16 protein-coding genes are annotated in these 24,300 nt (G+C 61.1%); 12 read left to right on the top strand and 4 right to left on the bottom strand.

Annotated features, from left to right (window positions below; all coding sequences use genetic code 11):
* Positions 1–74: 74 nt before the first annotated feature.
* From EJ068_RS08035 to EJ068_RS08005, 7 genes are all read left to right on the top strand, one after another.
* Positions 75–1,418, top strand: a complete 1,344-nt coding sequence (locus EJ068_RS08035) for a nucleotide sugar dehydrogenase (protein ID WP_127249245.1) — start codon at positions 75–77, stop codon at positions 1,416–1,418.
* A gap of 265 nt (positions 1,419–1,683) precedes the next feature.
* A complete protein-coding gene (locus EJ068_RS08030; RefSeq protein ID WP_127249246.1) occupies positions 1,684–3,024 on the top strand; it encodes an adenylate/guanylate cyclase domain-containing protein in 1,341 nt (446 codons plus the stop codon).
* A gap of 147 nt (positions 3,025–3,171) precedes the next feature.
* On the top strand, positions 3,172–5,067 hold the full coding sequence (locus EJ068_RS08025) for an ABC transporter ATP-binding protein (RefSeq protein WP_127249247.1): 1,896 nt from the start codon (positions 3,172–3,174) through the stop codon (positions 5,065–5,067).
* The gene (locus EJ068_RS08020) at positions 5,064–6,962 is read left to right on the top strand and encodes an ABC transporter substrate-binding protein (protein WP_127249248.1); all 1,899 of its coding nucleotides are present in this window, start codon (positions 5,064–5,066) and stop codon (positions 6,960–6,962) included. Before EJ068_RS08025 ends, EJ068_RS08020 begins: the two co-directional genes overlap by 4 nt.
* Positions 6,963–6,964: 2 nt before the next feature.
* Positions 6,965–7,963 (top strand): ABC transporter permease, encoded by a 999-nt coding sequence (locus tag EJ068_RS08015; RefSeq protein ID WP_042639159.1) that lies wholly within the window; start codon positions 6,965–6,967, stop codon positions 7,961–7,963.
* Positions 7,960–9,141 carry an ABC transporter permease gene (locus tag EJ068_RS08010; protein ID WP_127249249.1) on the top strand — a complete coding sequence of 394 codons (1,182 nt, stop codon included), beginning with the start codon at positions 7,960–7,962 and terminating at the stop codon, positions 9,139–9,141. The genes EJ068_RS08015 and EJ068_RS08010 overlap by 4 nt, the downstream gene beginning before the upstream one ends.
* A gap of 191 nt (positions 9,142–9,332) precedes the next feature.
* A complete protein-coding gene (locus tag EJ068_RS08005; protein ID WP_127249250.1) occupies positions 9,333–9,812 on the top strand; it encodes a class I SAM-dependent methyltransferase in 480 nt (159 codons plus the stop codon).
* Positions 9,813–9,827: 15 nt separating this feature from the next.
* On the opposite strand, the gene EJ068_RS08000 is transcribed toward EJ068_RS08005, so the two are convergent.
* The gene (locus tag EJ068_RS08000) at positions 9,828–11,243 is read right to left on the bottom strand and encodes an adenylate/guanylate cyclase domain-containing protein (protein WP_127249251.1); all 1,416 of its coding nucleotides are present in this window, start codon (positions 11,241–11,243) and stop codon (positions 9,828–9,830) included.
* Positions 11,244–11,418: 175 nt separating this feature from the next.
* On the opposite strand from EJ068_RS08000, the gene EJ068_RS07995 reads away from it, so the two are divergent.
* The 5 genes from EJ068_RS07995 (at position 11,419) to EJ068_RS07975 (ending at position 18,643) form a co-directional block, all read left to right on the top strand.
* The gene (locus EJ068_RS07995; protein ID WP_245463372.1) at positions 11,419–12,270 is read left to right on the top strand and encodes a hypothetical protein; all 852 of its coding nucleotides are present in this window, start codon (positions 11,419–11,421) and stop codon (positions 12,268–12,270) included.
* A 176-nt stretch (positions 12,271–12,446) separates the two neighbouring features.
* Positions 12,447–12,968 carry a GNAT family N-acetyltransferase gene (locus EJ068_RS07990; RefSeq protein ID WP_042639164.1) on the top strand — a complete coding sequence of 174 codons (522 nt, stop codon included), beginning with the start codon at positions 12,447–12,449 and terminating at the stop codon, positions 12,966–12,968.
* A 50-nt stretch (positions 12,969–13,018) separates the two neighbouring features.
* On the top strand, positions 13,019–14,404 hold the full coding sequence (locus EJ068_RS07985) for a hypothetical protein (protein ID WP_129554509.1): 1,386 nt from the start codon (positions 13,019–13,021) through the stop codon (positions 14,402–14,404).
* Between the two features lie 239 nt (positions 14,405–14,643).
* Positions 14,644–17,943, top strand: a complete 3,300-nt coding sequence (locus EJ068_RS07980) for an adenylate/guanylate cyclase domain-containing protein (protein ID WP_127249253.1) — start codon at positions 14,644–14,646, stop codon at positions 17,941–17,943.
* 19 nt (positions 17,944–17,962) lie between these two features.
* Complete coding sequence (locus tag EJ068_RS07975) at positions 17,963–18,643, top strand: redoxin domain-containing protein (RefSeq protein ID WP_126081354.1); 681 nt, start codon at positions 17,963–17,965, stop codon at positions 18,641–18,643.
* A gap of 55 nt (positions 18,644–18,698) precedes the next feature.
* Here the strand turns inward: EJ068_RS07975 and EJ068_RS07970 are convergent, their stop codons facing one another.
* From EJ068_RS07970 to EJ068_RS07960, 3 genes are all read right to left on the bottom strand, one after another.
* Positions 18,699–21,626, bottom strand: a complete 2,928-nt coding sequence (locus EJ068_RS07970) for a trifunctional glycosyltransferase/class I SAM-dependent methyltransferase/polysaccharide deacetylase (RefSeq protein ID WP_245463371.1) — start codon at positions 21,624–21,626, stop codon at positions 18,699–18,701.
* A 1,038-nt stretch (positions 21,627–22,664) separates the two neighbouring features.
* Positions 22,665–23,132, bottom strand: a complete 468-nt coding sequence (locus tag EJ068_RS07965; protein ID WP_127249254.1) for a metallophosphoesterase family protein — start codon at positions 23,130–23,132, stop codon at positions 22,665–22,667.
* A 9-nt stretch (positions 23,133–23,141) separates the two neighbouring features.
* Positions 23,142–24,047 carry a ribonuclease Z gene (locus EJ068_RS07960; protein WP_127249266.1) on the bottom strand — a complete coding sequence of 302 codons (906 nt, stop codon included), beginning with the start codon at positions 24,045–24,047 and terminating at the stop codon, positions 23,142–23,144.
* Between the last annotated feature and the right edge of the window lie 253 nt (positions 24,048–24,300).

Genomic DNA, 24,300 nt, shown 5'->3' with positions numbered 1-24,300 from the left:
CTATGGTCCTGGGACCAAGTGAGCCTCGCCACGGGAACGGACAAGCCTGTCCGAATTGACGGGAAAGCAGATTTTTGGACGCCTCACGATCGATATATGACCATCTTCTAAACCGGATTTCGACGCGCGCCGCGCAAGTCGGCGTGATCGGACTGGGCTATGTCGGATTGCCGCTGGCGGTTGCGGTCGCACGCGCGGGCTTCCCGGTTTCGGGCTTCGACATCGAAGCCCACAAGGTCCAGAGCCTGAACAACGGCCAATCCTACATCGAGGCGGTGACGTCGACAGCCCTTGCCGGCCAGGTGGCGAGCGGACGGTTCCGCGCCACTGCGGATTTTGCGGAACTGGCCGTCTGCGAGGTCATCATCATCTGCGTTCCGACACCGCTGACGAAAAACCGTGAGCCGGATCTCTCCTTTGTCAGGAACACAGCAGGCACCATCGCCAAGCATCTGCGTCCAGGCCAGCTCGTCGTGCTGGAATCGACCACCTATCCCGGCACCACCGACGACGTGATCAAGCCCATATTGGAAGAAACCGGCTTGCGGTCGAAGATAGACTTCTTCCTCGGCTTCTCGCCCGAACGCGAGGATCCCGGCAACCGCAGCTTTGAAGTCGCGACGATTCCTAAGGTCGTGGCAGGCGACGGCATTGAAGCGGCGACGCTCGTGCAGGCTTTCTACCATGGCGTGGTCAAGACCGTCGTTCCGGTTTCGACCACCGCGACCGCCGAAGCGGTCAAGCTGACGGAAAACATCTTCCGCTCGGTCAACATAGCTCTCGTCAACGAGTTGAAGGTCGTGCTCGGTGCGATGGGCATCGACATCTGGGAGGTGATCGAGGCGGCAAAGAGCAAGCCCTTCGGCTACATGCCGTTCTATCCTGGCCCCGGACTTGGCGGGCACTGCGTTCCGATCGATCCCTTCTACCTTACGTGGAAGGCGCGCGAATACGAATTGCCGACCCGCTTCATCGAGCTCGCGGCAGAGATCAACACGGCCATGCCGCGTCATGTGGTCGATGAGCTGGCGAAGGCGCTGGACCAGCGCTGCGGCAAGGCGCTCAGCCGCTCGCGCATTCTCATCGTCGGGCTCGCCTATAAGAAGAATGTGCCCGATATCCGCGAAAGCCCTTCATTGCGGCTCATTGAACTCATCGAGGATTGGGGCGGCAAGGCGGAATTCCACGATCCGCATGTTATCGAGATACCGACCACACGAGAGCATATGGCGATCAAGGGGCGCCGCTCGGTCGAATTGACCGAGGCGGCCCTGAAAGATTTCGATGCTGTCGTCGTTGCAACCGACCACGACGCGATCGACTATCAGACGATCGCTGATCACGCTCCTCTGATCGTCGACACGCGCAATGTTTTTGGCCGCCTCGGGCTGGACCGAGAGACGGTGGTGAAGGCCTGACGGCATCTGAGCCGGCGAATTTCTTGCGCGGTGTCAGGATCGTGGTTGCACTGCGTCGGCTGACTCGCCACATAACGCCACGGAATACAGATGCATTTACGCCTTCCCCTTGGCCGCAAGGGTAGTCATCCGGGATATTCTTCGCCGCGTTTGCCGCCGAGGCCGGCTTGTTGACTTCGGGTGTCTTATCGTTGGGTCGTTGACGGACTGTGTTATGACAGATCAGAAGATAATGGTTCCGTCTTCCGACGGGTTTCGAGATAGCATGAGCACATCGTACGCAGAAATCTCCACCATCCTCATGGATAAGGTTGCCGATTGGCTGAACGAATCGGCGCTGGCGGGCAACGACCTGGAAACATTGGTAAATGGCTTTTGCGAACGGCTGGCTGCTGCCGGCCTGCCGCTGAAGCGGGTGCATTTGAGCTTCTCGATGCTTCATCCGCTCTATGACGCGCTTGGCTTCACCTGGGTTCGCGGCCAGGGCATGGAAGTGGAAGGCTTCCGCAAGGAGGCCGGTGTGCCGTCTGAAAGATTCCTGACCAGTCCATACTACCATCTGCTCAGCAATAAGCTCGACCATCTGCGACGCCGGCTCGACCCGTCGGTGCTATCGGAGTTTCCTGTTTTCGATGACCTCCGGCTTATGGGCATCACCGATTACATGGCTTTCGTCCATCCCTTCAGCGGCAACACCAGTCAGGGCATGATGGGGTCTTGGTCCACCGACAGCGCCGCGGGCTTCAGCGACAGCATGATTTCGGCGCTGCTGCGCATCCAGAGCCATCTCGCTATTGCCACCAAGATGGCGGTGCTGACCAAGCTCGCCGACAACATGATGACGACCTATCTCGGCGGCGACGCTGGCAGGCGCGTGCTTGACGGCCAGATCAAGCGCGGCGAGGGCGATACAATCCGGGCCGCACTGGTAATGGGAGATATGCGCGGGTCGTCGAGGCTTGCCGAAACTTCAGGCCGCGAAGTCTATATCGATACGCTGAACCAGTTTTTCGACGCCGTTGCCGCACCTTTCAATCGCAACGGCGGGCAGATCATGAGTTTCATCGGTGATGGCTTCATTGCCGTCTACCCTTGCGAAAGGCATCGTTCGCAGTCCGAGATCGCCTGCCAGGCTGCGCTTGCGGCCGCCCACAAGGCCAGCGCACGCATGATGGATCTCAACCTGCGCCGAAAAGAGCAGGGGTTGTCCGACATCAAATTTGGTATCGGCCTGCATGTCGGCAATGTGATGTTTGGCAATGTCGGGCTCACCGACCGGCTCACATTCTCTGTCTTCGGCTCGGCTGTGAACGAGGTCCAGCGCCTCCAGACCCTGACCAAGAAATATCCGCACAGCGTTCTGGCCAGCAAAGACTTCGCCGGCTATTGCGGTGCCAACAAATGGCTGACGCTCGGCAACGAGGAACTGGCTGGCATCAAGCAGAAGCTGACGGTGCTTTCACCAGATCTGTCGGGAGCTCTCGCACTCGATGAAGACGGTGCGCCGGAGCCGATTCACGGCCGAAGATCGGACGCCGAGCAGGTCATGCTGCTTCACCGCGACGCCGCGCGGATGGCGGCGGGCGACCCGAGTAAGCTCCAGTAAACCGCCGCGATCTGGCCCGATCGCCTTTGGTAGCCAGTTCGGTCGTCGGTTCCGCCACTGACCACCGCTTCGAATCCAAGTTGCTCTGCGCTGGCAATGCGCTAGTCTCGCTTTCTGGAGAGCTACCAGAGTGGGGCTGGTGTGAGAATGAATTCGAGTGTCGATCTGCTGCGGATCGAAGACGTTGGCATCTCTTTTGCCATCATGGGGGGGCCGTTGCATGCCGTCAGGCGCGCAAATCTTCGCGTCCTGCCCGGTAAGGTTACCGCGCTTGTGGGCGAGTCCGGTTCCGGAAAATCGGTTCTCAGCCAGGCCGTGATGGGCATTTTGCCGAACACAGCCCATGTTCGCGGCCGGATCCTGTTTTCCGATCCTGAAAAGCCCGGCACGACGCAGGATATCCTCAAGATGTCGCGTGATGGGCCCGAAATCCGGGCGTTGAGAGGCAGCCGCATCGGCAAAATCTTTCAGGAGCCGATGACATCGCTGTCGCCGCTGCACACGATCGGCAACCAGGTCAGCGAATCCCTGCAGATTCATACGCCCATGGCTCGGGCGCAGCGCAAGGCGCGGACCGAGGAAATGCTCAGCCTTGTCGGCTTTCCCAATCCCAAGCGCGCCTATGACATGTATCCCTTCGAACTTTCCGGAGGATTGCGTCAGCGCGCCATGATCGCCATGGCGCTTATCTGCCGGCCCGCCCTGTTGATCGCCGATGAGCCGACGACGGCGTTGGACGTCACCATCCAAGCGCAAATCCTGCAATTGCTGCGCGGGCTTCAGACCAAGCTGAACATGGCGATGCTGCTGATCACGCACGACCTCGGCGTGGTCGCCAATGTCGCCGACGAGGTGGTGGTCATGTACCATGGCGAGATCATGGAGGCGGGACCCGTCGAGGCGATATTCCGCCGGCCAGGCCATCCTTACCTTAAGGGCCTGATGGCAGCCGTTCCGCATTTCGACCTGAAGCCTGGTGAAAGGCTAAAGGCGCTGCGCGAGGTGCCGGTGAATGTCGGGAACCTGCTCGGCAAGCAGACCGCGCCGGCATCGAAGGGGCCGGACGACATCCTGCTGTCGGTCAGGGATCTGACAAAGACCTTCACCATCCGCAAGTCCGGATGGTTCGGTGGGGATCATCAAACCTCTGTTCGCGCCGTCGACGGCGTGAGTTTCGACATCAAGCGGGGTGAATGCCTGGGTCTGGTCGGCGAAAGCGGTTCCGGCAAAACCACCGTCAGCAAGATCCTCATGCGGGCTGTCACCCCTAGCGGTGGTTCTGTGATCTTCAACGGCCGCGATCGACCGATCGACGTCCTAGCAGGCGAGGGAGACGCCCTGCACATGCTGCGCGCGAAAATCCAGATGGTCTTCCAAGACCCGGTTTCGTCGCTTTCACCTCGCATGACGGTGGAGAACATCTTGAGCGAGCCGCTGGAAATCCATCAGCGGGGCAATGCCGCGTCCCGGTTAGCCATGGTCAAGAACCTGATGCAGGCAATCGGGCTCGATCCGCGCTTCATCAAGCGTTATCCGCACAGTTTCTCAGGCGGGCAGCGTCAGCGGATCGGCATCGCGCGCGCGTTGGCGCTGGGGCCTGAACTGCTGATCTGCGACGAGCCGGTTTCAGCGCTCGACGTCTCCGTCCAGGCGCAGATCCTGAACCTTCTGAAGGACCTGCAGAAGGAACTGGGACTGACCTATCTGTTCATATCCCATAACCTGGCGGTGGTGGACTACATGGCAGACCGCATCGCGGTGATGTGCGGCGGGCGTATCGTCGAGCTAGCGCCGCGCGAAATTCTGCTCAGGAAACCGATCCACCCCTACACGCGCTCACTGGTCGCCGCAGTACCTTTCCCCGATCTCGACAGGCCGATGGATTTCAAGACGCTGAAGCTCAGCGGCGCTTCCGACACCAGCGCATGGGGACCGCAATTCCGCGACGAGGGCGAAGAGGACGTGCTGTCGCCGCTCGATCTTGGCGGCGGCCACCTTGTTCTGGCCCGACGCTCGGCCGATGCCAGCGAGCTACGCCATTGATCAGCCGGCGCACCGTCCTTGGACTCATGGCTTCGGCATTTGTGCCGAGCACGTTGCGCGCCGGCGATCTGGAGCCGGAATTTCTTCAGCCGCTGCTGAAGGCCCTGGCGCTGCCGGCACTCGCCAAACGCTTGCCCAAGAGCCCGCGCGTGGTGAACCTCGCTGCGATGGGCCGGCAGCCCGGCCAGTACGGCGGCACGCTGCGCACGATCATCGGCAGCCAAAAAGATATCCGGATGATGACCATCTACGGATATGCTCGCCTGGTCGGCTATGACGAAAAGCTCAACCTGCAACCCGACATTCTCGAAAGTTTCGACGTGGCGGACGATCGCGTCTTCACTTTCAAGATACGGGAAGGACATAAATGGTCTAACGGCAGCCTGCTGACGCCGGAGGATTTTCGCTATTGCTGGGAAGATGTCTGGCTGAACGATGAGCTTACGCAAGGCGGGCTCCCCCCGACCCTGCTGGTGGAAGGCAAGCCGCCACGCTTCGAGATCGTCGATCCGTTGACGGTCCGCTATAGCTGGGATGCGCCTAATCCAGACTTCCTGCCCAAGCTCGCTGCCGCTTCGCCGCTATCGCTTGTTCTGCCGGCCACCTATCTCAAGCAGTTCCACAAGAAATACCAGGATCCATTCCGGCTTGCCGGCCTGATGGAGGAGAACAGGGCCAAGAAATGGACGCTCCTGCATATCCGCATGTCGCGCCAGTATCGCCCGGAGAACCCGGAACTGCCGACGCTCGATCCCTGGCAGAACCGGACCAAGCCGCCGGCCGAGCAGTTCGTCTTCGAGCGGAACCCGTTCTTTCATCGAATAGACGAGAATGGCCGGCAGCTGCCCTATGTTGACCGGGTGGTCATGAATGTCAGCTCATCGGCAATTATTTCCGCCAAGACCGGTGCCGGCGAGAGCGACCTGCAATGCATGGGAATCGACTTTGCCGATTACGCCTTCCTGAAGGACGCGGAGAAGCGCTACCCGGTGAAGATGCATCTGTGGAAACGCACACAGGGTTCGCGGCTGGCGCTCCTGCCCAACCTCAATTGTGCCGACCCGGTGTGGCGTGGCCTTCTCCGCGACGTGCGCGTGCGCCGCGCGCTTTCGCTCGCAGTGGATAGGCGCGAGATCAATTTGGCGGTGTTCTACGGATTGGCGCAGGAAAGTGCCGATACGGTCCTGCCGGAGAGCCCGCTCTACCGGCCGGAATTCGCGAAAGCCTGGGTTGCCCATGATCCCGACAAGGCCAATGCGCTGCTCGACGAGGTCGGGCTTAAGGCGCGCGACGATGACGGTCTGCGGATCCTCCCCGATGGACGCCCGGCGCAGGTCATCGTGGAAACGGCCGGCGAAAGCACGCTGGAAACGGACGCGCTCGAACTCATCACCGATCACTGGCGGCAGGTCGGCATCGCCCTGTTCGTCCGGACTTCGCAGCGAGACATCTTCCGCAGCCGCGCGCTAGGTGGCGAGATCATGATGTCGATTTGGTCGGGCATCGACAATGGTGTGCCGACCGCCGACATGAACCCGTCCCAGTTGGCCCCCACCATGGACGACCAGCTGCAATGGCCGCTCTGGGGTGCTCACTACCTGTCTCACGGCACGGTCGGCGAGGCGCCCGATCTTCCGCCTGTCGTCGAGTTGATGGCTTTGCTCAAGCGCTGGAACGTTTCGACCGAAGCCGCGGAGCGCGCCGAAATCTGGAATTCAATGCTGTCGATCTACACCGATCAGGTGTTTTCGATCGGCACGGTGAACGGAACGCATCAGCCGGTTCTGGCGTCCTCGAGGCTGCGCAATCTGCCTGACAAGGCGCTCTACGGCTACGATCCGACCGCCTATTTCGGTGTCTATATGATGGACACATTCTGGCTTGGAGAGTCCTGAGCGTGCTTCGATATATTGTCTGGCGCATTGCTGTGATGGTTCCAACGCTGCTGATCATATCGGCGCTGGTGTTCACGATCATCGAACTTCCCCCGGGCGACTATTTCGACAGCTATGTTGCAGAGCTTCGGGCTCAGGGCGAAGCAGTGGATTCCGATCGCATCCAGATGATGCGCAAGGAGTATGGTTTCGACAAGCCGCCGGTCATTCGCTACTTCTACTGGGTCGGCGGAATGCTGCACGGCGATTTCGGCTATTCCTTCGAATATGAGCTGCCGGTTCGCGATGTCATCGGTGACCGAATGTGGCTGACCATTTTGGTTTCCTTCGTCACGATCATCTTCACCTGGCTCATCGCCTTTCCGATCGGCATGTACTCAGCCACCCATCAATACAGCTGGGGCGACTACGGCCTGACTTTCTTCGGTCTTCTCGGCCTTGCCATTCCGAATTTCATGCTGGCGCTGATCCTGATGTATTTCGCCAACATCTGGTTCGGCACGTCCATCGGCCATCTCATGGACCCGCAATATCTCGGCGAGCCGATGAGCTGGGCCAAGGCGAAATCGATCCTCGCCCATCTCTGGATCCCGGTCTTGATCATCGGCACCGGTGGCACGGCAAGCATGATCCGGCGGCTACGCGCCAATCTGCTCGATGAGCTACACAAGCAATATGTCGTGACCGCGCGCGCCAAAGGCCTTCATCCCTTCAAGGCGCTGGTCAAATATCCGCTGCGCATGGCGCTCAATTTCTTCATTTCAGACATCGGCTCTATCCTGCCTGCCATCATTTCCGGCGCCGAAATCACGGCGATCGTGCTGTCTTTGGAAACGACCGGGCCGATGCTGATCAAGGCGCTGCAAAGCCAGGACATGTATCTGGCGGGGTCATTCCTGATGTTCCTCGCCTTCCTGACGGTCATCGGCGTCCTGATTTCCGACCTCGCGCTGGCGCTGCTTGATCCGCGAATTCGTTTGCAGGGCGGGAGCACCAAATGAATACGCAATCGCCGCTGCCCGCTCCGGGTGCTCCACTACAACACTACGTTTCCATTGCGCCCTTTGACCTGCAGTCGGTCGAGGCGATGACGCCTGAGCAGTCGAAGGTCTTCCAGGCGTCGCAGTTGCGGCTGATGTGGTGGAAATTCCGACGGCACCGGCTTGCCCTCATATCCGGCATATTCCTGGCAGCGCTTTATCTTGGGATACTGATCTGCGAGTTCCTGGCGCCCTACAATCTGCACACGCGCAACATGGACTACATCTATTCGCCGCCGCAGTGGGTGCATCTGTTCCACGACGGCCAGTTTGTCGGACCGTTCGTGTATGGCCGCCAGATGACGCTGGATATGGACACGCTCAAGCGGAACTATATGGACAAGCAGGATGATGTTCAGCGGATCCGTTTCTTCTGCAAGGGCGACAGTTACCTATTCTGGGGCCTGATCGAAGGTGACAGGCATCTTGTCTGCCCTGCCGAAAACGGCCAGCTCTTTCTGGCCGGCACCGACAGGCTGGGGCGCGACGTGCTCTCGCGCATCATCTACGGCGCACGCATTTCACTGACGATCGGCCTCGTAGGCATCGCTTTCAGCTTCGTCCTTGGCATCGTCATCGGGGGGCTGGCCGGCTATCATGGCGGTATGTTCGACCTGATCGTTCAACGAATTATCGAAGTTCTGCAATCGATTCCCAGCATTCCGTTATGGTTGGCTCTGGCGGCGATCATGCCGATAACCTGGAGTCCGATCCTGATCTATTTCGGCATTACCGTCATCCTCGGGCTGCTCCACTGGACCGGGCTGGCGCGGGCGGTGCGTTCAAAGCTTCTAGCCTTGCGTGAAGAGGATTACGTTCTGGCCGCGCAATTGATGGGCGCCAGCAGCAGCCGCATTATCCGCCGGCACCTCATTCCCGGCTTCATGTCACATCTGATCGCCACGGCGACGATCTCCATCCCCGGCATGATCCTGGGCGAGACGGCGCTGAGCTTCCTGGGGCTCGGTCTGCGGGCGCCGATAACCAGCTGGGGCATCCTGCTCACCGAGGCGCGCAGCGTGAGCGTGATCGCGTTCTATCCATGGCTGCTTTTGCCGATCCTCCCCGTCATTCTCGTCATCCTGGCGTTCAACTTCCTCGGTGACGGCCTGCGGGACGCTGCAGACCCCTACAAGTGACATCGTTACCCTGCTGTACGCCGGGCCGCCTTGTCCGCAGCCTGTTCGGTTGTTGCAGTGTTCATCGTTCGCCTCTATATGCCGCGAGGCTCGATCGGGGTTTAATACATCGCCCTCGGGTTTCACCCGCGAACCGTTCCGGTCCCGGGCATTGCCGATCTCTTGAGCTGGTTCAGGACACACAAACGCAAATGAGTCGCCTCGAGAGTTTCATCCGCAGGCTGACCGCGCAGCGCGACATTCTCGATCAAGTCTGCGCGCAGGTGGCGACCATCGAGGGCCCTGTCCTCGAGCTCGGCCTCGGCAATGGCCGGACGTTTCATCATCTGCGCGAGCGCCTGCCCGGACGCCGGATCGTGGCGTTCGACCGCGCACTGGCCGCCCACGCCAGCTCAATTCCCGAAGCTGAAAACCTCGTGCTCGGCGAAATACGCGAGACGGCGATCAGGTTCATTGGCATCGACGCCGCTCTTCTTCATGCCGACATCGGCACCGGCTATGAAGATCGCGACGCAGTGACCGCTACCTGGCTTCCCGACCTGACCGCGCGCCTGCTTCGCGTCGGCGGCATCGCCGTCAGCGGCACGCCGCTCGATCACCCGCACTTGGAACGCCTCCCGCCGCCGCCTTCGGTGCCCGCCGATCGTTATTTTATCTATAGGCGGGTGTGAGAGGTCGAGACGTCTTCAGGGGATCGTATAGACTGCTATCTCCCGCTCAATGCCGCGCAGCGAGACCTCGTGGGGCTCCGGCTTCAGCGCTTTGCTGCGCAACAGATCGGCGGTGAGATTGTCGTCGACCACCGCTCGGGTGGCGAAGATTGCCTGTGCGTTGGCAAGGTTCTGGACCCGCGAAGCAATGTTGACTGTCTGGCCGAAATAGTCCTGCCGCTCGTTCAAGGACACGGCGATGCAGGGGCCGGCATGGACACCGATCTTGAGCAGCAGATCCTCGCGCCCACTCTTGTCGTTGAGCGTGCGCATGGCATCGCGCATCCTGAGGGCCGCAGCAATCGCACGATCTGGCGTGGCGAAGGTCGCCATCACGGCATCGCCGATGGTCTTCACCACCGCGCCCGCCTCCGCCGCGACGATATCTTGCAGAACCTGAAAATGCTCCCGCACGAGATCGAAGGCCGAAAGGTCGCCCACACGCTCGTAGAGCGCGGTCGATCCACGCAGGTCGGTGAACAGGAAAGTCAGGCTGGTGATCTTCAGGCGCTGGTCGACGGCCAAAGTATCCGTGCGATAGAGATCGCGGAACGTCTGGTTGGTCAGCAGTCGCTTGGCGGTGAGAAAGGGTCGGCGTTTCCCCAGAAATTCATGCAGTTCATGGCCGGCGATGAAAACTGCCGGCAACACACGCGTGTCTGTCCTATTTTCCAGCGAAATGCGCAACGGGCCGGGTTGCATCTCCAGCGTCTGGCTCTGGACATGGTCGCGGTCGAAGACCAGAGAGAGGCTTCGGCGCTCCTTTGTCGGTTCGCCCTTCACGTCGATGAACTGCGCTGAATGGGTGACCGGCTCGAAGACAATGATGAATTCGGACGGAAGCTGTATCGGAAGAACCGCCTTCTCACCGGGCGCAAGCTCGATGTCCTCCAGCGAGAACTCTTCCATCTTTTGCGCGAAACCCTCCTCCGGCACGTCGACGCCGGACGCCCAGTAGATCTGGCGGAAATATTCCACCGCAGGAAGTTCGTGTGGATTGTGGGCGGCAATCCTGCGTGTGCGGGGACTGACGGTGAATGTCACCTCGACCATCTCGTCCAGCGTCGGCGAATAGCCCTGGGAACACAGCGCGCAGGTGTATTCGTCCTTCTGCAGGGTTTTCAGCGTGGCGTTGGTGTCGAGCACCCCACCACAGCCGGGGCACAGAACATTCCAGGAAATGTCGAAGATGCCTACCCGCGCGGCGTGGAGAAAGGCGCCTATGGCGCGCTCCTCGTCGAGGCCATGCTTGCTGGCGAAGGCGAGCACATTGATGCGGCAAAGTTCGCGGTCCTCGCCCTCGGCAATGGCTCGCTTGATCGCGTCAACTGCCGGCGGATCGACATCGGCCGTTTGCCGCAGAAGCGAGAACAGATCCTGAGCTTCGTTCATCGTGCAGGCTCCGTAAAATCCGCCCCGAGGCGTATTAACTGGACCGCGCTTTGGTCCGAATGCTCCATTTTACGTCTAAATTGACCCTACGGCCATTCGAATAGAACAAAGCCTGATGACGGTTCAATTCCACTCGGCAGATTTTCACCGGCTGCAAGCGGCACTATGATGGTCCATGGGCATTCATCTTGGGCTCTCTCTCATGCCGAAATCCGACAATCCGCCGCTTCCAGGGGCCCTTCGCCTTTTCTCCGCGGCTGTCATCGTCGTCCTGATCGTGGGCGCCGGCCTGTTTTTCGCGCCCACGCTGGTCAAGCCGCGCTGGCCGTGGCCCGTCACGCCGTTCAGCGCCCGCTTCCTCGGCGGCTTCTACACCGCCGAAATGGCGGTGATGGCGGCGCTCTTGTTCTGGAATCGCTGGTCGCCCGGCAGGCTGGTGCTCGTCATGGCCTTCATTTTCACCGTCATCGTGTCGGCGGCTTCGTTCATCAATCTCGGCTATTTCAACTTCGAACGAAAAGCGGCCTGGCTCTGGTTCCTTGTCTATCTTGCCTCGGCCGCGGTATCCGGGCTGTTCCTGTGGCGGGCCAGGGCCCGTCCTTCGGCAAAAGGCGTGGCCTTAACCCCCGCATGGCGCGGCTACATGTCAGCGGAAACGGCGATCCTTGGGCTATACGGCGTCGGCATGTTGCTGTTCCCCCGGGTTGTCAGCAGCAGCTGGCCGTGGCCGGTCGATCCCTTCCACGCCCAGGTCTACAGCGCCATCTTCCTCGCCGGCGCCGGCGGCGTGTATCTCCTATGGAAAAACGCTCCGCGCGAGGAATTGCTGGTGCTCGGTCTGGCGCAGCTTCTGGTTGGCCTGCTAGCCATCCTTGGCCTGGTCATCACCGACGCTGCGGTGCACCGGATCGACTGGACGGCAACAAAGACATTATGCTGGCTCGCCCTTTTCGGCTGGATCGGTCTCAGCGGCGTCTTCAAATTCTACGCTGCCTTCCGGTATTTTAGCTCGCAATCGGCATCATAGACTATGGAGACGACTGGATTTTCGAGTGAAGTCCGGTGCATCGTGCCGGGCCGATCGCCCTAGAGCATTTCACCGTTTCAAAGGAAACGGCGAACTGCTCTATCTCGTTGTTCTGACGCAATTCCGGGCGGAAAACCGCTTACACCTTTCCTAGAATTGCTCTAGCCGGGAACGCCATGACCAGCACGACCTCGCCATCCTCCGAGAAAATCGAACCGCAGCTTCGAGCCGTCCGGCCAAGCGATGCGGAGGCGCTTTGCGCTATCTTCAACATGCCGGGCTTTCGCCAGGGCACTCTCAGGATGCCTTTCGAGCGGGTGGAGCAGGTGGAGCGGCGCATTGCCAAGTCCGGCCAGGAAACCACCTGGATCGTGGCGGAGCTGGAAGGCAAGGTCGTCGGCCATGGCAACCTTGTCGTGCAGGGTTCGCGCCGCTCGCATGTCGGCGAGATCAACATCGGCCTTGACGATGCCTTTGTCGGCAAGGGCATCGGCTCTGCCATACTCGGCGCGCTGCTCGACGTGGCCGATAACTGGCGGGCCCTGAAGCGGGTCGAATTGACCGTCTATGCCGACAACGAACCGGCCATCCGTCTCTACACAAGCCACGGCTTCGAGGTCGAAGGTCGGCATGTGAAGGCCGGCTTTACTGACGGGCAGTACCACGACCTCCTGAGCATGGCCCGACTGCGGTTCTAAGATTCGCTGTTTCCCTTGGCGTTTGCACCACATGCGGCTAGACGGGATCAATGACCGCCGTCTTCGATCCAACCCCTACGCCTCCGGTGGAAATTCTGGCTGTACTGTCGCTGCTCTGCCCTGAAGTCGTGCGCGACATCGAGCAGAACTGGAATGCACCGGTTTCCGATTACGCCCGCCATCTGTGGCGGCCGGTGGCAAGGCCTGTATCGGGCCCGGCGATCGCCGCCCGCTCGATCCTGCGCGACGTCCTGCGTCAGCGCCTCGACGTAATTATGCAGCCTGAGGAAGTCGCTAAGGTCCTCGAAGAGTTCGAGCACAGACCGGTGATTCAATCCGGCCTGCACTGCCTCCTCCTGATGGATCGGATTACCTTCGATGCCCTGCTGCTTGCCTGGCTCGGCGCGGTAGAAAACGGGCTGTCGGCCTTCGTCGGCTTCATGGGCACGACGATGACCATGGAGACCATTGGCCGGGAGGGGCCGGGATGGCTCGATGTCGGCGACGACAAGGTCAACCTGTTTGGCTTGGGGCGCCACAAACTGTGCCGCAAGAGCGTCTGCGTGGCCGGTCCTGTCTCCCTCAACAAGCGCGCGCTCGAAGCGGTTGGCGATGAAACGGATGGCAGCCGCTGGCGGGGCACACTGCTTTCCAGCCAGGACAAGGTGTTTGGAACCGCCGCCGATGCGCTGACGGCCCTCAATGAGGATCTGGTCGCCAATTGGGATCGTTCCGGCATGGCCGCTCCCGTCTTCATCGATGATCGGCTCCCCGCTTCTGCCATGGCACGGCATCTGGAATATGACGGCAGCCTTCTTTCCAGGCTGCTCACCCAGCCCGCAAGGCGCCAGCGTCTCGACCATGCGTTGCAAGAGGCCGCATCGGGCCCGTTTGGCAGATTCCTGCCCAATGCGACGGACTATTTCTGGGGCATCCGCGAGCAGCGCGTGCGCAAGCTCGCCCTCGACAACGGACACCTGATCGAGCCTGACAGGCCGCACGGTCTTTCCATCCCGTTCGAGCGGCCGCATCTCAGGCAGGCGCTGCTGGATGGCGTGCTGCTGCCGAACCTGTTCCTGATGTTCCTCGTCCTTGCCATATTGCCGCGCGTGCGGGCCGTGGGCGGCCTGAGACAGATTGGCTACGTAGCGCTTTTCCACTCGATCCTGCTGGCCGCGCTGGATGAAAACGTGCCGGAAGAGCGCGATCTGGCTGCGGAGCTGCAGGTGCGCGAAAATGCTTGGGGCATGCGAGTCATCGATGAAAAGATATCGGTCCGCGAGCAGCTTGCCGGCCTGCCGGAAGGGGCGCTCTTCCCGGAACTGCTCCGGCAATATAGTTTGCGGACACTTGCCGACACGACCGACGACCTGAAACTGGTCCGCGAAGACTCCCGATGGCGCAAGATCGGCCGGGCGGAGATCAAGGGGACCTGAGCCTTGCTTCAGGCCCTATTCAGGTTGATTTTCTAGTGCGCAACGCCAACCGACGGCGACGTATCGGTGAACTTGGCCTCTGATCCGGCTGCCTCCTTGAACCCATACTGGTCGCTCCATGCCCATTTGCGCTGGCGCTTGCCGGTCGACGGCGATCGGTTCATCCTTGTGTGAATACCCTGGCCGTGAAGTACGTGGCGAGATCATGCCCGTCACGGCCGCAAGTGAGGTCTTGTTGCATGGACTGCTTGGGCTGCGGTTTCGAGGTTGAGCGCGGTTTCGCCTTCTGTCCGAAGTGTGGCAAGCGCCAGCCCGTGCCATGCGCCAGTTGCGGCTACCTTTGCGCACCTGATTTCGAGTTCTGTCCGAAATGCGGGGCTGGTGTCGGTGCGTCCGCAAAGGTCGTCGAGCGTCCCGCTCCGACACCAAGCCGGACCATTGTGCCGCCTTCTCGAACTCCGTCGCTGCTTGGGAACATCGAAAGCGAAGATGGGCTGCATCCCGCCTCCGACGCCGATCGCCGAACGGTGACGGTCCTGTTCGCGGACCTTTGCGGCTTCACGACGCTCAGCGAGCAGCTCGACCCAGAGGTCATGCAAGCGCTGCAGAACGACTTGTTTAAGGAATTGACGGCGGCCGTGCGAAACTTTGGTGGTTTCGTCGACAAATTCATCGGCGACGCGCTGCTCGCCTTGTTCGGTGCGCCGGTCGCACATGAAGACGATCCGGAGCGTGCGCTTCGTGCCGCTCTCGACATGATCGCCCGGACGGCGCGGCTCGGCGAAAGCACCTCCCACTCCGGCTCGCCTCTGTTACTCCACATCGGCATAAACACTGGTCCGGTCGTTACTGGAGGATTGGGCATCGGCACCGCCAAATCCTATTCGGTGACCGGCGACACGGTGAATACGGCGCAACGCCTACAATCGCTAGCCGCACCGGGTGAGGTGCTGGTCGGCGAGCTCACCCACAGGCTGACCCGCCATGCGTTCTCATATGAGTCGCTGGGCGATGTCGCGCTTCGCGGCAAGGCTGGCAGCGTGCTCGTCCATCGACTGGATGCACCGCTTGCGACGCCGCGTGCAGCGCGTGGGCTCGAGGCGCTCGGCCTGAGCGCGCCGATAATAGGCCGCGGTGCGGAGCTCAATAGAATGCTGGCCAGCCTTGACCAGGCGTGCGGCGGCTCGGCCCAGCTTGTCCGCCTTGTCGGAGAAGCCGGTATCGGGAAATCGCGGCTGGTGAAGGAGTTCGTCGCCCGCGTCGGCGACGAGGATCGTTTTCGCAACGTCGCCGTGCGGCAGGCGACGTGCTCACCGCTGGGGGAACAATCATTTGGCGCCTTGGGCGCAGTGGTGCGCAGCGCTGCCGGGATGATGCAAAACGACAATGGGGAGGAGATGCGAGGCAAGCTCGCAGGCTTGCTAACCGATCTCGGCCTGGAGGGCGAGGAGGCGGATCGGCTGATGCCTTTGATCTACCATGTGCTTGGCCTTGGCGACCCCGATGCCACCTTGCAGCATGTCGAGCCCGAGCAGTTGCGTCGGCAAATTCTCTACGCAGTCCGCACAATCATCGAACGGCGGCTTGCTTTATCGCCGCTGTTGATTGTCGTCGAAGACCTGCACTGGGCCGACGCCGCGTCGCTCGAGGCACTGCGTTTCGTGATGGACAGATTGGAACGCACGCGGTTGATGTTGCTGGTCACGCATCGTCCGGCGCCGGACAACGACCAGCTCGACTCAAGTCGGGTCAGTCACACAGCGCTCAGGCTTTCGCCGCTCAACAATGATGACGGACGCGCACTGCTGGCGGCGCTTTTCGGCGAGAGTTGGGTAAACTCAGCAGGAGGGCTTCCCGACCAGATCCTCGAGCGCGGGGGCGGCAATCCGCTTTTCGTAGAGGAAATCGTTCGCGGCCTTATCGACCGCGGTGTACTGATGCGCGAGGGCCAGCGATGGCGGACAGTGGCAGGCGAAGTCGCAACCGGCATTCCCGCCACCATCCAGGCAATGTTGCTTGCCCGCGTCGACCGGCTGCCGCACGAGGTGCGCCGGTTGGCTCAGGAAGCCGCTGTGATCGGCCCGCGTTTCAACGCGACCCTTTTGAAAGCCGTGACAGCCGACCCCGGCCGTCTGGAAGCCGGTTGCGAACTGCTTTGCGATGCGGAAATCATAGAGGAGGTAGCCGGATCAGGTTCGGTTTCGTCGCAAAGCTACCGCTTTACACAAACATTGCTGCAGGACGTGATCTATCAGAATCTGCTCCTGCAACGCCGGTCCGACATCCATGGGCGGGTCGGTGCCGCCTTGGAGCAACTGTGCGGCGACAAGCCGGAACGGCTCGAGGATTTGACCGCGCTCGGTCATCATTTCGCACAGAGTGTCGAGCGGGAGAGGGGCGCGCGTTACCTGCAGGCGGCGGGCGATCGCGCCCGCATGATATATGCCAACGACGACGCCCTTCGTTTCTACGAGCGAGCACTGACTGCGTTGGGCGCGACCGGGCAAACACCGCTCAAACTGGCAATCGCAGAGCGCATTGCCGATTTGAGCGGCCCGGCAGGCCGCCGCGACGTCGCGCACCAGCACTACGAGACGGTGCTGCAGGCATATCGCGCGTCGGCCGATCGCGTCGCTTCGGCGCGGGTTTTGCGCAAGATCGGTCGGCTGCTCTGGGACGTCGGCAAGCGGGACAACGCGGAATCGCGCTACGCCGAAGCGGCAGCGCTGCTCGATGGCGCCGATGCCCCGGTCGAGCAGGCGCATCTCTGGCAAGAACGTGGCCGACAGGCGTTCCGCAGCGGAGACAACGCTCTCGCGGCAAAATGGGCGGACGCGGCGCTGGATTGCGTACGCACGCTGACAACCGAACATGTCTCCGAGATTGGGCGTGATGCCACTCTTGTGACTGCCGAGGCGCTCAATACGAAGGCTGTCGCGTTGGCACGCCTTGGACGAGACCGCGAAGCCGTTGGCCAGGTCGAGCGCAGCATCGAATTGGCCGAAGCCGCCGGTCTAATGGGCACGGCTTGCCGCGGCTACACCAATCTCGGCGTGCTTTACACGACCATCGACCCGGCAAAGGCGATGGAGGTCTGTCGGCGCGGTCTTGAGGTGGCGCGCCGTATTGGTGATTTGGGATACCAGGCGCGCCTCCTCGCCAATCTGGCGGTCGCTTGCTGTACTTTCACGGATCGCTGTCCGACGGAGGGCGTGCCGGCCGCCGAGAAGGCCATCGAGATCGACCGGGCGCTCGACCAGCGCGAGCACCTGTCCGTACCGTTGATAGTGCTTGGGCAGATCCACCAGTGCAACGGCCGTCCGGAACTCGCGATTGGCTTATTCCACGAAGCGCTGGACGTAGCTCGCGAAACGGGCGAGCCGCAACTGCTGTTTCCGTGCTATGATGGTCTCGCAACGCTCAATCTCGACCTCGACAATCTGGCCGAGGCCGAACGCTACTTTTCCCTGGCGCAGGGTATATGCGCCCAGCACGGGCTCGACCCGGAAGGGCTTGTGGTGCTGCCTTTTCTCGACTAGCCGGGTTGGGAGGTTGGCAATGTCAGCGCGCATTGACTTGATACCGCTTCAACCAGGCGATCGTGCGCCGAACGTGGTACTCGACGCCATAACCCAGGAAGGCAAGATCGCGCTCGACGATTTTCGCGGACAAAAACCGGTCTTGGTCGGCCTTTTCCGAGGTCTGCATTGCGCGTTCTGCCGGCGCCATATCGCCGCCCAGGCGCGGCTTGATCCGGAGCTGCGCGAAAAGGGCGTGGGAAGCCTGACGGTGGTCAACACGCCGATCGAGCGGGCACGTCTCTATTTCCGTTACCACCCGATGCCGAATCTGCTTGCGGCTTCCGACCCCGAACGCGCTTCGCATCGTGCCTTTGGACTGCCCAATCTCGAATTCACCCAAGACGAGACCAACTGGCCGTACAAGGTCTCGATGGCAGCGGCAAAGGATATGCGGGTCAACATACCAGGCGAGTTGCCCGGTCCCATGGATCCTTTTGCGGCCAGCGAGTTTCTCGACAATAAAGACCACTACGAAGTGACCGAAGCCGACGAGCAGATGATGGCGACGGGACACGGACAACTGATCGGCCAGTTCCTACTGGACCGGCAGGGGATCGTCCGCTGGAGCTTCACGGAAGTTCCGGAGGGTGGGCGATACATGTTCGCGGCACCAAGCCCGCGGGAGCTGATGTCAGCCGTGTCCCAAGTCGCCCAATAGACTTGCGAACGAGGCAGTCGGGCGGGACACCAAACAAAAAGCGGAAGCAATTTGTTCATTCGAGCGCGGCCTCGAGAACGGCAACAAAGTCATCGAGCGAGCGATCCCCGCGAATCTCGATGCGCGGAAGATCGATGGGATCGCAGTCGAGGTGCGCCGGCCCGTGTTTGCCGCCGAAGCCGATCCGATAGCCGCACTCTCTGGCCAACCGGCCAAGCCGTCGGTCGGTGACGGAGTAGGGTGCCGCGAACGCCGTGGTTTTGCGACCGGTCCACCGTTCGACGAACATACGAGAACGCAGGAGTTCGGCGGCAAGGTCAGAGCTCGACAGACCGTCGATCGCGCGATGCGTCGCCAGATGGCTTCCGAACAACGCACCTTCGCTGGCGAGGCTTCGCACCGTCGCGGCGTCCATAAGCGGCGTCGGCGGGCCGCTGTCGGCGTCCCATCTTGCACTTTCACCCACCAAGTCCGTCACCAGGAACACCTCTGCCGTCAAGTCGTTCGCGCGCAAGATCGGCCAGGCATGGTCGGCAAAGTTCTGGAAGCCGTCATCGAAGGTGATGAGCACCGGGCGGCCAACAAAGGGCTGGCGGTTGGCGATGGACTGTTCCAACTGCTCGGACCCAATCGCGTGAAAGCCATTGGCGCGCAGCCATGCCATCTGACTGGCGAACGCGGCGGGCGTGAGCCGAAAACGGGCAAGCCCGGCCGGACCATCATCGGCGACGCTGTGATACATGAGGACTGGGATATGCGGCCGCCGCTCGCTGCGGGCGACGTCGCGGCGCAAGGCCCGCGCCCCCCCCCAGACGACTTTTCGCGCGACCCCGATTTCGACTCGGGCGCGGACCGGCAAATGGTCAATCCTCGGTTCGGTCGCCACCTCGCCCGGCGACAGGCGGCGGAAACGGTCTATGCGATAGAGTTCGGTCTGGATTGACTGCTCGAGGACGAGGCCCTCGGTTGCCGACAGCGTCTCCGAGATCGCTTGCGCACCGAATGTGTTCCAGTCGAAGCCCGTCCTTTTCGGATCGTCGCGCAGCACGAATGCGTGCGCGGTGACAAAACTGCCGCCAGGCGCCAACGCCTCGACAATTTTGTTAGCGATGCGCCGCAACTCATCCAGATCATCCAGGTAGTAGAGCACTTCCGAACAAAAGATCAGATCCATCCCGCCCGGCAGCGTGTCCGCATCGAAATCCAGCACGCCGAATTCAACATTAGACTGATCGCTGCACCGTTCGCGCGCTCGCTCGATGGCTATGGCGGAGATGTCGGTTGCGGTCAGATGACCCACGCGCGGCGAGAGCTGTCGCGTGAAATGGCCCTCAGCGCAGGCCAGTTCAAGCGCTCGGTCGATGTGGCCGGCAGGGAGAATTTCGAGCTGCCGCTCATATTTTTCCTGCTCATAGGACGAACCGTAGTTCCAGGGATCCTCGATCGCGAAATAGCCATTCCAGAACGACGTGCGATCGTTGTCGCGCCCATCCGCGGCCCGTGCATGGCGCGGCGCTGGAGGCGGCTCGGTGGGTTGGGCGTTCCACCGTACCAGCTCCACCGCTTTCGCGGCCAATCGCTCGAGTTTGCCGAAGTGGCTGTCCGGATCTGACCCGCGTGTCAGTTGGTCCGGCGCCACGACATTTGCGGTCAATTCAATCCAGTGATGCCTTGCCACGGTCCCGAGCACGCCAAACTGCACGCGAGCCTCGATCTGGGCATCCCGCATCAGCCAGGCATAGATTTGATCGATTCCTTCCGGAAGTTCGGTCGCGGCTGGATTTCGAGCATCGACCCGAAGTCCAAGTGTCAGCGCCAGCCGTCGCGGCGCGGCGAGATCGTCGAAGTCGAGAAGCATCTGTTCGAGGTGATACTGGACGCGGCGAGCCGCGACGGAATTTTCCCAAACCTTTCCGAGCCTGGTGATCAACCCGGTGAGGGCGCCGCCGAACCTGTCCCATCTGGCAGCCAATTGCGCCGGCGCCGACAGGCTTCCTGCCATAACGCCATCCAAGGCTACCTCGGCGATCTGTCGCGCCCACTTGCGTTGCGCGGGGAGCGCGCGCAGGGATTGCGGGTCGATCGAACGCGAGCCGCTGCCGCAATCCGACGCGGCGTTCCACAACGCGAACCACGCGAGGGCTTCAGATGCGGAGCGGCCGATCGTCTCGACCGCTCCATTGGCGTGAGCCGATGCCGGATGTTTGACCCTGGGATCAGGAGAAAAACCGCGGGCGATCACGATTTCCGCATCTGCCAGCACCTGCCTCGAATTACCCGAGAGCGAGTTGGGGCTGGCCTGATAGAAAGCCAGCGGCTCGTCGACCATCACCCAATTTCTGCCTAGACGTGCGACGCGCTGCCACAGATCCCAGTTCTCGCAGGTACGCAGCGACACATCGAAACCGCCCAATTCGACAATTGTCTGCCGATCGACCAGGAGTGCGTTGGTTGGTATGGCACACCGTCGGGCGAATGTTTCGAAGGGCTGGATCGCAACCTCCGTTGGGATGTTAGACGCGGTGAGTTCGCCATCGGGCATCACGCGCTGGGAACCGCAATAGCCGGCCACTGCATCGGGGGCGGTTTCCAGTGCGGCCAGCATCTTCGACAGGAAGCTGGCATCCACCCAATCGTCCGCATCAAGAAACATGAGCCAGTTTCCGCGCGCTGTCGCAATCCCGCTATTGCGCGCGCCGGCGGCGCTATTCGCACAAGACCTCAATGCCCGAAAACGGCTATCGTGCTCCGCATAACGGGCGGCGATCGCGGGGGTGCGGTCCGTGGAGGCGTCGTCAACGATGATCGCCTCCCAATTCTCTATTTTCTGACTCAGAAGGCAATCGAGTGCACGCGCTAGCGTCACTTCGGCGTTGTGCGCGGCAACCACGATTGAAACCAAAGGATTATGCACCACGCCGTCTACCCGCGCCTGGTTCGAAGGTAGGTCCCCATCAGCGCAACCCGTGGTCACCGGCATCATAACGGGCGCAATGGATATGGTAAACTGGCGTCTTTTGCAATCGCTGGGTGGCTGATCTTGCCGTGTGTATTCCCATTCAATTTTGGCAATGAAGCGCCTCTATTGGGCTCTGCGCTCGCAGCCGTCGCGGCTCTCGACCGCTGCAGCCATGTCGCGCTCGAGACGCTGCAAAAGCTGCGCGTCGGGAGGCAGATTCGCGAGATCGATCAACATGGCCCAGGACCTATGGGTTCCAGGCTTTTCCGGAGCATTCGGCGGACCGATTTCAGCCGGCGAGCGCAGGCCTCCGGACACGCCTCGGGAGCGCTTTAGTCGATCCCTTTAAGAAGAATCGCAAGCTCCGCCGGCCGACTACTACTAAGGCGGGGATGTCTATCGTGATGCGCACGGAACCTCTCTCAAGAGCCAAGGCGAGGCCATGAAAAGCGCGTTCGATATAGTCCGCAAACTGATGGCCGAGGTAGAGCCGACGGACCTTGTTTGCACCGTCCGCGATGCCGGGGCCATCACATGCAGATCACAGCCGCGGGCGCCGATTCGGCAGTGCCTGTAAAAAGATGATCCATTAGCAAATGCGTTCGTTGGTTCCCGAAAGCTGACATCGCGCTGGTGGGGCTGAGTCACTGAGGTGAATACCCTGTGCGTTGTCCCTAAGGCGGCAAGACCGTTGGCTGCTTCCAAACGAGACTCCCGGACGCCTTCTTAACCGGCAGCGGGACCTACCAACTCAAATCTCGCCCGGTTGGCGCATATTCCCTAGCGCGTCGATGCAGGTTGCAATTGGGAGGTTACAACGTGAAGACACTTTTGGGATGACCTGCCGGCTTGGCAGCAGCCTCTCAGGAAGGCTGATTTGCTAACCAGCGTAACCCCGTCAGGCTGGGCAGGAAAGGTTCCGCCGGGTGATTTCGAACCCGAGCACGTCGATCGGCTGTGACGCATTGGCCGCATCTGGCCCGCGCCGCATGATTGATCGCGCGCGGGCGTTCATTCGGCCGATGCGTCCCGCTTGGCACCCGACCGCCTTGAGCCCGCGCCTTAGCCGCTACTTAGATCGTGAATAGCCGGCTGTAGACCGTCAGGCGTGATATCAACCGTCGCAAGCGTGATCGGCAACTTAAAACGACGGTGACCGGCGCTGCCCGGATTAAGGTAGAGCACACCGTCAACGGTTTTGAGTTTTGGCACATGGGAGTGACCCGACACGACCATGTCGATGCCGAGTGCCGCTGGTGAGACCTGAAGCGCCTTGAGATCATGAAGGACGTAGAAGGTTCGGCCTGCCAGCCGCACTAACGCCGTATCGGCGTAGGTCGAAGCCCACCGGGCCGTATCCACGTTGCCTCTGATCGCGGTAACCGGTGCGATCTGCTGAAGCCCGGAAATAACGTCAGGACTGCCAATGTCTCCGCCATGGATGATGTGGTTTACCCCGGCCAAGCGTCGTTCCGCCTCAGGCCTCAATAGGCCGTGCGTGTCAGAAATGATGCCTAACCTGAATTTCATCGTCGGCCATTATATGGTGAGCACATCGAGATCAGCCGCAATACGGCTGTTCGGAAATGTCCGCACGGCTTCCGCGAGTATTTCTTCGTCGGCATATCGACCAGAGATATGCGTAAGAACGAGCTGCTTCACGTCGCTCATCGCTGCCAGGGATGACGCCTGCGCGGCCGTGAGATGACCATAGTCGCGGGCCATGGTCGCATCCCGTTCCAGGAAGGTGGCCTCGATCACCAGAAGGTCGGCGCCGCGGACATGGTCCGCGAGATCATCGGTCGACTCCGTATCGCCGATGATGACCAGCTTCTTGCCTGCTTCCAGCGGGCCTAATACATCTTCGGGAGCAACTGTTCGGCCATCGACGAGGGTTATAGACCGGCCTTCTACCAGTTCTTTCCTGATTGGACGGTCTGGCACGCCCAGAGACGTGAGGTGCTCGGCGCGAAGGTGGCGGCGCGGTGGAGTCTCGAGCACGAAGCCGTAGCTATCGGTGTCGCGGTGACGAACCTGAAAGCAGTCGATCATGAATTCGTCCGCGTCGAAAAACCGGCCGGGCGTCAGCGGCTCGAGCTTTAGTGGGATCGGCGCTCGTCCTTCACCCCACAGACCAGCGAGCATGCGCACAACGAGGTCCAGGGTGTCCGAGCCTCCGTGGACGGTCAGGAGATCGTCACTTTGCCGCAACCGGAGTGTCGAGAACAGGCCGGGGATTCCAAGGATATGGTCGAAATGGGCATGCGTGAGCAACAGGCGATGAAGCCGCCTGAAGCCGGCGCCGCTGCGCAGCAGCTGGCGCTGCGTGCCTTCCCCGCAATCAACCAGAATTCGGTGGCCTCCGGCCTCGATGAGCAGGGCAGGGTGATTTCGCTCGGCAGAGGGTACGCTGGCCGAGGTGCCAAGAAACGTTAGTTTGAAAATCATTGAGCCAGTCTAGCCCGCGAGCGGTAAGGCCTCAAAGCGGGCAAACAACGCTTTCTACCCGGGCAAGCCTGCCGTGGCTGTCTTTGACTATTTTGAGGCCACGCCCTGCTCAGACTTTATCCCGGAGGTTTGACCATCACCGTGGACGAGGTCGCGGTCCCGGTCATTGGTCTTGTCGGGCGTTTGGCCTCCGCCTCCCGGGTATCCCGCTCTTTGTCCTTCCGGGGTTTCGGGCCCGGCATGTCCCGCG

The sequence above is a fragment of the Mesorhizobium sp. M2A.F.Ca.ET.043.02.1.1 genome, from assembly GCF_003952405.1.
Lineage (GTDB): Bacteria > Pseudomonadota > Alphaproteobacteria > Rhizobiales > Rhizobiaceae > Mesorhizobium.
This window is presented reverse-complemented; position numbering and strand designations above follow the sequence as displayed.

Excerpts from the sequence above, each read along its gene's own strand:
- EJ068_RS08030 (WP_127249246.1), top strand. The coding sequence starts at position 1,684 with ATGAGCACATCGTACGCAGAAATCTCCACCATCCTCATGGATAAGGTT.
- EJ068_RS08025 (WP_127249247.1), top strand. The coding sequence starts at position 3,172 with ATGAATTCGAGTGTCGATCTGCTGCGGATCGAAGACGTTGGCATCTCT.
- EJ068_RS08010 (WP_127249249.1), top strand. The coding sequence starts at position 7,960 with ATGAATACGCAATCGCCGCTGCCCGCTCCGGGTGCTCCACTACAACAC.
- EJ068_RS08005 (WP_127249250.1), top strand. The coding sequence starts at position 9,333 with ATGAGTCGCCTCGAGAGTTTCATCCGCAGGCTGACCGCGCAGCGCGAC.
- EJ068_RS08000 (WP_127249251.1), bottom strand. The coding sequence starts at position 11,243 with ATGAACGAAGCTCAGGATCTGTTCTCGCTTCTGCGGCAAACGGCCGAT.
- EJ068_RS07995 (WP_245463372.1), top strand. The coding sequence starts at position 11,419 with ATGGGCATTCATCTTGGGCTCTCTCTCATGCCGAAATCCGACAATCCG.
- EJ068_RS07990 (WP_042639164.1), top strand. The coding sequence starts at position 12,447 with ATGACCAGCACGACCTCGCCATCCTCCGAGAAAATCGAACCGCAGCTT.
- EJ068_RS07985 (WP_129554509.1), top strand. The coding sequence starts at position 13,019 with ATGACCGCCGTCTTCGATCCAACCCCTACGCCTCCGGTGGAAATTCTG.
- EJ068_RS07980 (WP_127249253.1), top strand. The coding sequence starts at position 14,644 with ATGGACTGCTTGGGCTGCGGTTTCGAGGTTGAGCGCGGTTTCGCCTTC.
- EJ068_RS07975 (WP_126081354.1), top strand. The coding sequence starts at position 17,963 with ATGTCAGCGCGCATTGACTTGATACCGCTTCAACCAGGCGATCGTGCG.
- EJ068_RS07970 (WP_245463371.1), bottom strand. The coding sequence starts at position 21,626 with ATGATGCCGGTGACCACGGGTTGCGCTGATGGGGACCTACCTTCGAAC.
- EJ068_RS07965 (WP_127249254.1), bottom strand. The coding sequence starts at position 23,132 with ATGAAATTCAGGTTAGGCATCATTTCTGACACGCACGGCCTATTGAGG.